At 54.4% G+C, this 10,632-nt stretch carries 12 protein-coding genes and 1 pseudogene; 7 read left to right on the forward strand and 6 right to left on the reverse strand.

Annotated elements, in window-relative coordinates:
- Window positions 1–18 precede the first annotated feature (18 nt).
- Window positions 19–831 carry a MetQ/NlpA family ABC transporter substrate-binding protein gene (locus tag ACOTX1_RS17400; protein ID WP_003857677.1) on the forward strand — a complete coding sequence of 271 codons (813 nt, stop codon included), beginning with the start codon at window positions 19–21 and terminating at the stop codon, window positions 829–831.
- Between the two features lie 108 nt (window positions 832–939).
- The gene (fumD, locus tag ACOTX1_RS17405; protein ID WP_003857676.1) at window positions 940–1,149 is read left to right on the forward strand and encodes a fumarate hydratase FumD; all 210 of its coding nucleotides are present in this window, start codon (window positions 940–942) and stop codon (window positions 1,147–1,149) included.
- Here the strand turns inward: fumD and ACOTX1_RS17410 are convergent.
- Genes ACOTX1_RS17410 through ACOTX1_RS17425 form a run of 4 tightly spaced genes read right to left on the reverse strand, consistent with a single transcriptional unit; the run spans window position 1,130 to window position 4,193 of the window.
- Window positions 1,130–1,816, reverse strand: coding sequence for an amino acid ABC transporter permease (locus ACOTX1_RS17410; protein WP_022650927.1), 687 nt, complete (start codon window positions 1,814–1,816; stop codon window positions 1,130–1,132). The two genes, fumD and ACOTX1_RS17410, sit on opposite strands and share 20 nt — an antisense overlap.
- A complete protein-coding gene (locus ACOTX1_RS17415) occupies window positions 1,800–2,546 on the reverse strand; it encodes an amino acid ABC transporter permease (RefSeq protein ID WP_023315951.1) in 747 nt (248 codons plus the stop codon). Before ACOTX1_RS17415 ends, ACOTX1_RS17410 begins: the two co-directional genes overlap by 17 nt.
- Window positions 2,546–3,361, reverse strand: coding sequence for an amino acid ABC transporter ATP-binding protein (locus tag ACOTX1_RS17420; protein WP_023315952.1), 816 nt, complete (start codon window positions 3,359–3,361; stop codon window positions 2,546–2,548). The genes ACOTX1_RS17415 and ACOTX1_RS17420 overlap by 1 nt, the downstream gene beginning before the upstream one ends.
- Window position 3,362: 1 nt before the next feature.
- A complete protein-coding gene (locus ACOTX1_RS17425) occupies window positions 3,363–4,193 on the reverse strand; it encodes an ABC transporter substrate-binding protein (protein WP_045325484.1) in 831 nt (276 codons plus the stop codon).
- A gap of 245 nt (window positions 4,194–4,438) precedes the next feature.
- On the opposite strand from ACOTX1_RS17425, the gene ACOTX1_RS17430 reads away from it, so the two are divergent.
- Window positions 4,439–4,606, forward strand: a complete 168-nt coding sequence (locus ACOTX1_RS17430; protein WP_032609053.1) for a hypothetical protein — start codon at window positions 4,439–4,441, stop codon at window positions 4,604–4,606.
- 144 nt (window positions 4,607–4,750) lie between these two features.
- Window positions 4,751–6,157: a DUF1996 domain-containing protein gene (locus tag ACOTX1_RS17435; protein WP_023315954.1), complete on the forward strand. Its 1,407-nt coding sequence runs from the start codon at window positions 4,751–4,753 to the stop codon at window positions 6,155–6,157.
- Between the two features lie 57 nt (window positions 6,158–6,214).
- Here ACOTX1_RS17435 and ACOTX1_RS17440 read toward each other — a convergent pair whose 3' ends face one another.
- On the reverse strand, window positions 6,215–6,355 hold the full coding sequence (locus ACOTX1_RS17440; RefSeq protein ID WP_003857665.1) for a hypothetical protein: 141 nt from the start codon (window positions 6,353–6,355) through the stop codon (window positions 6,215–6,217).
- A 125-nt stretch (window positions 6,356–6,480) separates the two neighbouring features.
- Between ACOTX1_RS17440 and ACOTX1_RS17445 the strand changes: the two genes are divergently transcribed.
- On the forward strand, window positions 6,481–7,263 hold the full coding sequence (locus ACOTX1_RS17445; protein ID WP_003857664.1) for an MBL fold metallo-hydrolase: 783 nt from the start codon (window positions 6,481–6,483) through the stop codon (window positions 7,261–7,263).
- Between the two features lie 72 nt (window positions 7,264–7,335).
- Window positions 7,336–7,971 carry a carbonic anhydrase gene (locus tag ACOTX1_RS17450; RefSeq protein WP_003857662.1) on the forward strand — a complete coding sequence of 212 codons (636 nt, stop codon included), beginning with the start codon at window positions 7,336–7,338 and terminating at the stop codon, window positions 7,969–7,971.
- A 28-nt stretch (window positions 7,972–7,999) separates the two neighbouring features.
- Here the strand turns inward: ACOTX1_RS17450 and ACOTX1_RS17455 are convergent, their stop codons facing one another.
- Window positions 8,000–9,595: an FAD-NAD(P)-binding protein gene (locus ACOTX1_RS17455; RefSeq protein ID WP_023315955.1), complete on the reverse strand. Its 1,596-nt coding sequence runs from the start codon at window positions 9,593–9,595 to the stop codon at window positions 8,000–8,002.
- A 596-nt stretch (window positions 9,596–10,191) separates the two neighbouring features.
- On the opposite strand from ACOTX1_RS17455, the pseudogene tssB reads away from it, so the two are divergent.
- A pseudogene (gene tssB / locus ACOTX1_RS17460) lies at window positions 10,192–10,632 on the forward strand (type VI secretion system contractile sheath small subunit); the annotation flags it as partial.

Genomic DNA, 10,632 nt, shown 5'->3' on the forward strand with positions numbered 1-10,632 from the left:
ACACACAGGAACCACATCATGAAAAAGACACTGACACTGATCGCCGCCGCAACCCTGAGCGCCCTGAGCTTTGCCTCCTGGGCGGACACGCTCACCGTGGGGGCGTCCAATACCCCCCACGCGGAAATTCTGGAGCAGGCTAAGCCGATTCTGGCGAAGCAGGGGATCGATCTGGAGATTAAACCCTTCCAGGACTACATACTGCCAAACACTGCGCTGGCGGGGCATGACATTGACGCCAACTATTTCCAGCACATCCCTTACCTGAACAGCGTGCTGAAAGATCACGCGGGCGATAAGGATTATGATTTTGTCAGTGCGGGCGCAATCCACATTGAGCCGATCGGTATCTACTCCAAAAAATACAAGTCGCTGAAGGATCTGCCGGAGGGCGGCAAAATCATCATGCGTGATGCGGTTTCCGAGGAAGGGCGTATTCTCTCCATCTTCGAAAAAGAGGGCGTGATCAAGCTGAAGCCGGGCATCGATAAAGTGACCGCGCGCATCAGCGATATCGTGGAGAACCCGAAAAAGCTGCAATTTACCCCTAACGTCGAAGCGTCTCTGCTGCCGCAGATGTACAACAACGACGAAGGTGCGGCGGTGGTGATCAACGCCAACTACGCGATTGATGCTGGCCTGGATCCGGTCCACGATCCAATTGCGGTTGAAAGCGGTGAGAATAACCCGTACGCCAACATCATTACCGTTCATCGCGGTGACGAGAAGAAGAAGGATATCGTCGCGCTGGTGAACGTGCTGCACTCCAAAGAGATTCAGGACTGGATCCGCACCAAATACAAAGGCGCAGTGATCCCGGTAAACAACTAATCGACTGATTTTCCAGACGAAGCCCGGCGAACAACACGCCGGGCTTCTTTTTTGTATCCAGCCGACGAATGATTTAAGCTGACGGTTTAGGGCAACGGAGTGATGGCAATGGGCAATGTGACCAAAGACGAAGCGCTGTACCAGGAGATGTGTCGGGTGGTAGGCAAGGTCGTTCTCGAAATGCGTGATTTAGGGCAGGAGCCGAAACATATTGTCATTGCGGGCGTTCTGCGTACCGCGCTGGCGAACCAGCGCGTTAAGCGCAGTGAGTTGACCACCAAAGCGATGGAAACGGTGGTTAAAGCGCTGGCCGGCTAACGCGCCAGCGCTTCGCGAGCAGCTCAAGCGAGCAGCAGAGCAGGTAATAGATCACACCCGTAAAGATAAAAATGGCCGCCGGGTAAATTTGCACCCGGTTGTTGACCTGTCCCGCCACCGTGGTCAGTTCAGGAACGTTCACGATAAACGCCAACGACGTATCCTTCAGCAGGCTGATAAAAATCCCCACCAGCGACGGCAGAATATTTCTCAGCGCCTGCGGCAGCAGCACACGCCACAGCGTTTGCTGCGTACTGAACCCTTGAGAAAGCGCGGCCTCATTCTGGCCCGACGGTAGGGCTCTCAGTCCGGCTAATACCGAATGCATCACCGCAGCCGCGGTAAACCAGGCCAGCGCCAGCGTGACGGTCGTCGCGCCAGGGAGATCCCTGCCGGTTATCAGCGGCAGCAGATACCACATCCAGAATATTACGAAGATCAGGGGGATCCCGCGAATCAACTCTGCCCACGCAAACAGCGCACTGCGCACCACACCGGGATAGCGCCAGGCGACGCATGCCAGCACAATCCCGCCGGGCAGGGCAAGCGCGGCGGCGCCAGCGGCCATCAGCAGTGAGAGCAGTACGCCGCCGGGTTCTCCCGCAGTCGCACGTCCCCAAAGCAGATAATCCAGGTTTTCGACAATAACGTTAAATCCGGGGATCATGATTTTTCCTCCCTGAATGGGGGCCGAGGCGCACCAGCACGCTCCCCGTCACCATCCCGGTAAGTAAGTAGAGCACCGTACCGACGGTAAAGGCTTCCAGGGCATGGGCGTTGTAACTTTCTATCTGGCGAACCTGGTAGGTCAGTTCGGCGAAGCCAATTCCGCTCGCGAGCGAGGAGAGCTTCATCAGGTTAAGGTACTGGCCAACGACGGGTTGCCAGGCGTTAGCGAGTCCCTGTGGCAGAAGAATGTAGCGAAACAGACGCCATGAGGAAAATCCCTGGGCGAGCGCCGCCTCCCGTTGCCCGGCAGGTACGGAACGCAGCCCCGATTCGACTTCTTCAATTAAAAACGCTGAGGTAAATACGCCTAACCCCCAGGCAGAGCATAAAAACTCGGGCGTAAACCACCAGACGTCACCGGGCAAAATGGACCAGCTGTGGTCTGCGTTCACCGCGTCACGCAGCCCCTGCGGCAACCCGTTCCAGGCGGCGAAATACCAGAACAGCAGCTGCACCAGCAGCGGCGTATTGCGAAACAGCGATACCCAGCCGCTGACGAACGACGTCCCGAGACGTCCCCCGGAAAGCCGCAAAAGCATAAAGAACAAGGCGAGCAGGCTTGCCAGCATAATCCCCGCCAGCGTCACCCACAGAGTGGTGAGAAATCCGGAGAGGATCCAGTGCAGGGGCTGTCCGGCCAGCACCCCCTGCCAGTCCAGAGCGGGCATTACAGTTGCTCCTGACGCAGCGGATCCAGCACTTTTTGCAGGAACCGCCTCGCACGCGGATGCGACGGTTGGTTGAAAAATTGCGCCGGGGACGCGGTTTCCAGAATGTGTCCACCGTCGATAAAGACGATTCGATCGGCAATTTCCCGGGCGAACTGCATCTCATGGGTGACGACAATCATGGTGATCCCGCTGTGGGCAAGGGCTTTCATCACCAACAGCACTTCGCCAATCATCTCCGGGTCGAGTGCCGACGTTGGCTCGTCAAAGAGAATGATTTGCGGCGACGAGGCCAGAGCGCGGGCAATCGCCACGCGCTGCTGTTGTCCGCCGGAAAGTTCAGCAGGGTAGCGGTGCGCCTTCTCCAGCATGCCGACCTTCTCCAGCAGCGCCAGCGCGCGCTCCTGGGCGGGCAGGTGTTTCCAGCCGTGAACGTGCTCCAGTGCCAGGGTGATGTTCTGGCTGGCGGTAAGGTGGGCATAGAGATTGAACTGCTGGAACACAAACCCGACGCGGCTGCGTAACTGACGTAGCCTGCTGCCGGAAAGCTGTCCGGTCGGCTTGTGGTCGACCAGAATCTCCCCGCCGCTCAGGCTTTCAAGCTGGTTGATAAGCCGAATCAGGGTCGATTTTCCGGAACCCGAAGGGCCGAGAATGGCAACCACTTCACCCGGCATGATGGTGAGATTAATGTCGGTTAAAACCGGATGGTCGCCGTAGCGTTTGTCCACATGGCGAAACTCAACGCTGGCCTGTTCCAGACGTGAAAAATCCGCGGCATTGGCCGCGGAGTGCGAAAATAAACCTGAGAACATATTACCGGGCTTCTATTTTAAAGTTACGAGGCTGTGGAGCAGGGGTGCCTGGACCGAACCAGACGTCATAGATTTTTGCCGTCTGGCCGTTTTTCTCCAGGTTAACCAGCTCATCGTTAACGGCTTTCAGCAGCGCCGTTTCACCCTTTTTCACCCCCACGCCAATCTCTTCTTTACTGAGCAGGTCGGGCAGGATTTTGAAGTCGGCTTTATCCGGCGCCTGCGCCAGCAGACCAGCCAGAATGGTGCTGTCCTGGGTAATGGCCTGCACGTTGCCATTGCGCAGTGCCGTCAGCGCCAGCGGGATGTCATCGTAAGAGAGGACGCGGGACTGCGGAAAACGCTGGTGCAGCGCCTGTTCACCCGTCGTACCTTTTACGGCGCCAATGCGTGCCCGGCTATAGTCATCAAGCTTGTCCGGTGATTTTACCGGGACCAGGAACTGCTGGCCGGTGACGAAGTAAGGCGTCGAAAAATCAATGACCTGTGCGCGTTCCGGGGTGATGGTGATATCCGCCACGATGAGATCCGCTTTTCCGGACTGTAGCAGCGGAATGCGGTTAGCCGGATTGGTGGCGACCAGTTCAAGCTTGACGCCGAGCGATTTCGCCAGCGCTTCGGCGAAGTCCACATCGTAACCCACGATCTCATGCGTTTTGGCATCAATCGAGCCAAAGGGTGGATTAGCATCAAATGTGGCCACTTTCACCACGCCTGCTGCCTTGATATCCGCCAGCCGATCGGCCTGCGCCTGCGCTGAAACCAGGCCCCAGGCTGCCACTAATCCCAGAACCTGCGCCCGTTTTTTAAACCCTTTCATTTTTGCAGCCATAGTCATACGCCATCCCGTTGTTTTTGTTTTACCCCGTTACGCTCCCATAAGGGAAAGCTATCGCCAAATAAGAAATCGTTCTTTGCTATGTGAAAAAAAGCATGAGTGAACAAGGTGTTAAAGAAGAGAGCAGACGGTGGGGCGCTATTTGCAGATCCTGCACATCGACAGTCGATTTTGATATTTCCCCCGGGCGCAATTTGGGTGTTTAACTGAGGACAGGTTAAGCGAGAAGGGTAATGACGATGAAAAAATGGATAAGCACGTTACGGCGGTTTTTTGCGCCCCGACCAGCGAATGCGGAGAACAGCGCGCAACGTGTTCTTGAGTCAATACTGCCTGTCGCCAGCCTGTATGGCGTGGACGTAGCCAACATCGACCCGGAGTGGTTCCATGATAAAACGTCACGCTGAACTGCGCCGGACGCGCGAAATGTACTGGAATGAGTTGTGCGTGGTGTCTGTAAAGCGAGGATGAAGGGAAAAATACCCAGGCTAATCCTCGGTAATTGATGGCCGTTTTGTTACCACTATCTCCTTTCACAGATGGAGATAATAATGAAACGGACAGTATTAACCCCCGCGCTTTCTGCCACCGCACTTCTGCTTACCATGCAGGCGGCACACGCTGGTCCACAGGCACATGTTGTATGCAGTTATTCCCACACCCTCGGCGATGATGCCATTATGATGTTCGGCATGCCCAACGAGGCTATGCTGCACGATTTTTTTGGTAACGTGCATACGGATGCTTACTCCAGCCGTGAATCGCTGCGTACCCAGGAAAAGACCACCTGCGATAACAAAGCAGACAGCTCGGCCTACTGGGCTCCGTCGCTAAAATTGCCGGACGGAACGGTGGTCAAACCCGCCTATCAAAAAACCTATTATCAAGCATCGAACGTTGACGCCTGGCCGCTGCACCCGTTCCCGGCGGGGCTGTCGCTGCTGGCGGGCGATCACCACGGCACCGCGCCAAATCCGCATATCACCTTTTTATGCGCCAATGGCAAGGGTTACACCACCAGAACGGGTGAAGTCTGCGGCTTACGCAAGGCGAAGGATGCCGTGCAGTTTAATATCGGCATTCAGTTCCCGAACTGCTGGGACGGGGTCAACCTGAAGCCCGCCCACGGCCTGGCTAACGCCACCTACGATACGAAAGGACAGTGTCCGTCCGCCTTCCCGGTGAAGATCCCGACGGTGAACATGAATATTGCGTACGTGCTCCCGACAATTAGCTCTCTGGATACCAGTAAAGTCCAGCTTTCCCTCGACCCCATCATGCATGGCAGTGAGCGTGAAGAGCGGTGGGGTAGCCTGTATACGGCACATGCTGACTTCATGAACGGCTGGACGGAAGATGCCGCGCGCTTTATGACCGACCTGTGCATGAACCGCGGAATGGATTGCGGCACCACCGTGCCGTATGGTTATTCAAAAGCGAAGGCCAACGTCTGGCTCAGCAGCATGGAACCCGCACTTTCACAGCCCGATCCCCAGGTCTTACTGGTGCAGGATAACTGGAAGAACGGTGGACGCACGAAAAACAGCGAAACATTGTCGCTGGTGAAGTTCCATATTCCACCGCTGCCTGCCGGACAGGATCCTGCCCAGTTTAAATACCGCGTAAGAATTTTTGGCGGGAAAGTGGAAACCAACGGCGCGGATCAAATCTTCTTCTATCCGGCGAGTAACGACTGGGATCCGGCCACCGTAAGCTGGCATTCACGGCCGTCCTGCAACTACCGCTCGGATGCGGTGCTTTACCTGAACCACTCCCGCGAATACCGGATGGTGGACGTGGATAAAGCGGTGCGTAAGGCGCTGGCAGAAGGGAAAACCGAAATTTCGTGGTATATCGGCGGCGATCGTCAGGGAAATCACTATCAGTTTGAGACGGGCTCATCTCCCCAAAGCCTGATCCTGATGCTGACCGGGTTTAGCAAAACGCCGGAGATCTGATATCGGGTAGCAAAAGGCATCCATAAAAAAAGCACCGGGGAGCCCGGTGCTTTTTCTTCAGATCTTGCAGGCATCGCCGCAGTCGTCATCGGCGACAATCGCCTGGGCTTTTTTATCCGCATCGTCGAGACGTTCCGCGTTGCGCTCTTCTGCTTCATCCAGCCCGTTAAAGACTAAGTTATCGAGATCAATTTCCATGTGCCACCTGCGTTATTCAGTTTTTGATACTGGCACAGTATAAGTCAAAAAAAGCGGGCCAGGCACCCCTCAGCACATATGGATAATCCCTGCCATACTCAGTGCTTTATTGCTGAGGAAAGCCGATGATTACACTCTGTAAAACCTGCGGTACCGCTTACGATGAACAGCCCAAAAACTGCCCGATTTGCGACGATGAGCGCCAGTATGTCCCGGTGACGGGCCAGGCATGGACGGACTTCGACAGCCTTACGACCACGCACACCAACAAATGGCAACAGCTGGAGCCGCAGCTGTTCAGCATCAAAACCGTTCCCGCTTTTGCCATCAACCAGCGCGCGCTTCTGCTGCGTACGCCACAGGGCAATGTTCTGTGGGACTGCATCGCCAATCTTGACCCGGCGACCAGAGCGTTAGTTGACGCCCTCGGGGGCATCAGCGCGATCGCGATTTCGCACCCGCATTACTACACCACCATGCAGGAGTGGGCCGCCGCGTTTAACGCGCCGATCTACCTGCACGCCAGCGATCGGCAGTGGGTGATGCGTGACAGCCCGGCGATACGCTTCTGGGAGGAGGACGCCCTGGAGATTATGCCTTTGGTGACTCTGCTGCGGCTGGGCGGGCATTTTGCAGGCGGCACGGTGCTGCACTGGCAGTCAGGCGACGGTGTGCTGCTGGCCGGTGATATTTTGCAGGTTACACCCGGAAAAGACGCCGTGTCGTTTATGTGGAGTTATCCGAATATGCTGCCGCTGCCTGCCCGCACCGTTGAGTCGGTGATCGGCCGACTGACCGGGAAAACGTACCAGCGCCTGTACGGGGCCTTTGAAGGACAGAACATCCCGGTGAACGCAGATGAGATCGTGCAGCGGTCGGGCCAGAAATATATTGCTTGTCTCCGCTAAGACGCGGTGGTTAAATTTTACGAGTGTGATCGCGATCATACCTAAACTAAAACAGATAAAAGAGAAATGGCTATGCAACATATCATTGAAGGTTTTCTCAGCTTTCAAAAAGAGATTTTCCCGCAACGTAAAGAGCTTTTTCGTAGTTTAGCGTCCAGTCAGAATCCCAAAGCGCTGTTTATCTCCTGCTCCGACAGCCGTCTGGTTCCGGAACTGGTTACGCAACAGGAGCCAGGACAGCTCTTTGTCATTCGAAACGCGGGCAACATTGTGCCTCCGTTCGGGCCGGAGCCTGGCGGTGTCTCTGCGACCATCGAATATGCGGTCGTGGCCCTGGGCGTGACCGATATCGTTATTTGCGGCCACTCCAACTGCGGCGCGATGAAGGCGATTGCTGACAACGCCGATCTGGAGCCGATGCCGGCCGTTTCCCACTGGCTGCGCTATTCTGATGCGGCAAAAGCGGTGGTGGAGAAGAAAACCTGGGATAAGCCAATCGATAAAGTGAATGCGATGGTGCAGGAAAACGTCTTTGCGCAGCTGAGCAACATCAAGACCCATCCGTCGGTGGCGGTAGGCCTGCGCAACAATGCCATTCGCCTGCACGGCTGGGTATATGACATCGAAAGCGGCAAAATCCTTGCCCTGGACAAGAACACAAAATCGTTCGTGTCGTTGTCGGAAAACCCGGAAGTCTTCTTCGAGTAATCCGACACCGCAGGGCAGGGAAGCCCTGTTAAAACTCCATGTAAGGTAACTTCCTTCGCACCCCCGACGCAGGTTTTCCAGCCGCTTTCGCCATCGCTTTACCAATTTCAGCGCACTCAGACAAACCCTGAACAAACGGATGATCGTGCATCAGCCAGGGGATCGCCCCAAAAGCGATACGCCCCCGCAGTGATGCCGGCGCCAGCAACGTATAGTCTTCCCCCACGTCCGGAACGTCATCGCCGGTTCCCGCAAGCTGTTTACGCAGGGTGGGGAAGGGAATGTCCTTGTTTCTGAGCGGCTTTTGTCCGCGCGCGTCGATAAACACGTCGAAGCGGTAACTTTTTTTTGCCGTGGTGATGACGGTCTGATCGCTGCCGATATCCAGGTCGTAATCATCACCGAGTGCGACCACGCTAATGATCCCTGCCTCGCGCAGCGCCAGTAACCGGCGGATAGACTGCGGTGGAATGGCGGCATAATTATCGATAAACACACGCTCCAGCCCGGATTTAAACCGCTCTCTGTCATGCTCATTGAGTGAAGGGACGATGGCCTGTACCACTTCATGCAGACGAAGCACGGTATAGCGCCAGGCAACGGTGCGTTTTTCGCGCTTGTTGCGCTCCACTTCTTTCAGATTCGCTTCGGCCCAGGTGAAAGGACCGTGCTTTTTACGATCCTCAAACCAGGCATCACGGAGCGTGTCGGCATTCAGCGTGCCGAGCGCTATCGCCTGACACCATCGCGGATCGGCCAGCTCAAGCTCTTTCACCATCAGCGCAAAGATGCGGTCAAGCAGCCCATCCGGGCCTTTGTCGATTTCGCTTGCCACCACACAATCCGTTAACACCGACAGTGGTTCATAAGGGATAGGGCAGTAAAAATCGGCCTCCGGCAGAACGCCCGTGCGGGACATCAGCATGATTTTTAGCCCTTCGCTGCCTTTATTGACAACGAACTGCTTCCCGCTAAACCGGCCATGCTGCATCACAACCGCCATTGCAGCGTCCAGCCCGCTGAGGGATGTACCCATGATCCCCACTTCACAGGCTCGGACCTCCGCGTCCATCAGCCCTGACCATGGGCTTGGGAAATATGCGCGGGTGGTTTCATCTTCATCAGGCCAGACGTGGCCGGTGGCAACAACCGCAAGATCAAACCGCCTTGAGAAAGGGGCATCGTTCACTGAAAGGGCCACGCCGTCTGCATCAGCCTTAATATCAGTGACTTCTGCGTTGGGGTGAACCTCGATATGAAACCCAGCCTTTTTCGCCTCGGCAGCGACAGCGAGAAACCGGTCGTGGAAATATTCACCCAGCAGAATACGGGGCAGAAATTGCCGGTCGTGCAGCTTCTCACTGTCGACGTTATAGCGGGCAAGGCGGGCCGCATTCTGCTGTTTGAGCCAGTCCAGGTAAGTGATGAAAATGGGCGGTATTTCAATACTGGCGATGTTCGCCAGCATCAGCCGGGAATTATCCTCGTCGCTGTAGGGCATTCCGACACCGGGTTGGTCTGCCTTTTCGAAAACGGTGATCGAAATCGTCGCTGCGTTGTTAAGAAGTGAGTAAAAGGTGTAAATCCCTGTTGGGCCTGAGCCGATAATGGCGATTTTTTTCATCGAAAGCGTTCCTGCGTTTCTGAACCATACAACAAGCGTAGCAGGAGAAAGGCTAAGTCATTCAATGAAGGGAGAAATTAAGACGTTTAGAAGAGGGGATGTTGCGCCCCTTCCTGAATTTATGGGAAAGTCAATTCAATTGACCCTGCTGATTAGATATAATTCTGCCTGATTTTCTGAAAGGAATAACTGTTTGGTCCCAGGTTTATCGATTATCTGTATGTGATAGGGGTTAAAAAAAGAGATAGGATATTTAAATATATAGTGGGGCCAATATTATCCTTATTTTTTATAACTGTGAGTGATGGAATAGTCCGTGGCTGGACTATTCCATCACTTCGATAAAGTAACAAAATAATCTGGTAGCCAACCTTTGAGCAACTTTTTGTCAGGCTCACAAAAAGCGCGCAAGGGCATTTCGGCAGGCCGCTACGCGGCGTTCTTTTTTATTCTTATTGGTGGAATATTCTTAAGAAAAGTCCAATTGTAGATCTTTGATCTGAAAAGTTGATTTAAAATGGACATTTGCTCTAATATGGCTTTGTAAACAAACGTCACTCACTTAACATTTATTTCTTTTAAAGAAAGGGATTGCTATGGCCGATTCATTCCAGAATGAGGTGCCCAAGGCACGCATAAATTTAAAGCTGGCTCTGCATACAGGTGGCGCGCAAAAGAAAATCGAACTGCCGCTTAAACTCCTCACCGTCGGTGATTTCAGTAATGGAAAAGAGAATCGCCCATTATCGGAAAGGGAGAAAATCAACGTCAATAAAAATAACTTCAACAGCGTACTTTCGGAATTTAACCCGGAAGTGAATCTGACGGTTCCTAACACAATGGCCGGGGATGGCTCGGAAGAAAGCATAAAACTGAATTTCTCCGATATTAAGGATTTCGAACCTGAACAGGTTGCCCGCCAGATCCCCTAGCTCCGCGCCATGCTGGCCATGCGTAATTTATTACGCGACCTCAAATCCAATCTTCTTGATAACGCCACTTTCAGAAAAGAACTCGAGAAAATTCTCAAAGACCCG

This window comes from Enterobacter cloacae complex sp. IR5401, from assembly GCF_049238425.1.
GTDB classification, from domain to species: Bacteria; Pseudomonadota; Gammaproteobacteria; order Enterobacterales; family Enterobacteriaceae; genus Enterobacter; species Enterobacter hormaechei_C.

Bases quoted from the DNA above. Each gene is read 5' to 3' on its own strand.
- ACOTX1_RS17400 (WP_003857677.1), top strand. From the start codon at position 19: ATGAAAAAGACACTGACACTGATCGCCGCCGCAACCCTGAGCGCCCTG.
- ACOTX1_RS17435 (WP_023315954.1), top strand. From the start codon at position 4,751: ATGAAACGGACAGTATTAACCCCCGCGCTTTCTGCCACCGCACTTCTG.
- ACOTX1_RS17425 (WP_045325484.1), bottom strand. From the start codon at position 4,193: ATGGCTGCAAAAATGAAAGGGTTTAAAAAACGGGCGCAGGTTCTGGGA.
- ACOTX1_RS17445 (WP_003857664.1), top strand. From the start codon at position 6,481: ATGATTACACTCTGTAAAACCTGCGGTACCGCTTACGATGAACAGCCC.
- ACOTX1_RS17455 (WP_023315955.1), bottom strand. From the start codon at position 9,595: ATGAAAAAAATCGCCATTATCGGCTCAGGCCCAACAGGGATTTACACC.
- ACOTX1_RS17420 (WP_023315952.1), bottom strand. From the start codon at position 3,361: ATGTTCTCAGGTTTATTTTCGCACTCCGCGGCCAATGCCGCGGATTTT.
- ACOTX1_RS17450 (WP_003857662.1), top strand. From the start codon at position 7,336: ATGCAACATATCATTGAAGGTTTTCTCAGCTTTCAAAAAGAGATTTTC.
- ACOTX1_RS17440 (WP_003857665.1), bottom strand. From the start codon at position 6,355: ATGGAAATTGATCTCGATAACTTAGTCTTTAACGGGCTGGATGAAGCA.
- ACOTX1_RS17415 (WP_023315951.1), bottom strand. From the start codon at position 2,546: ATGCCCGCTCTGGACTGGCAGGGGGTGCTGGCCGGACAGCCCCTGCAC.
- fumD (WP_003857676.1), top strand. From the start codon at position 940: ATGGGCAATGTGACCAAAGACGAAGCGCTGTACCAGGAGATGTGTCGG.
- ACOTX1_RS17410 (WP_022650927.1), bottom strand. From the start codon at position 1,816: ATGATCCCCGGATTTAACGTTATTGTCGAAAACCTGGATTATCTGCTT.
- ACOTX1_RS17430 (WP_032609053.1), top strand. From the start codon at position 4,439: ATGAAAAAATGGATAAGCACGTTACGGCGGTTTTTTGCGCCCCGACCA.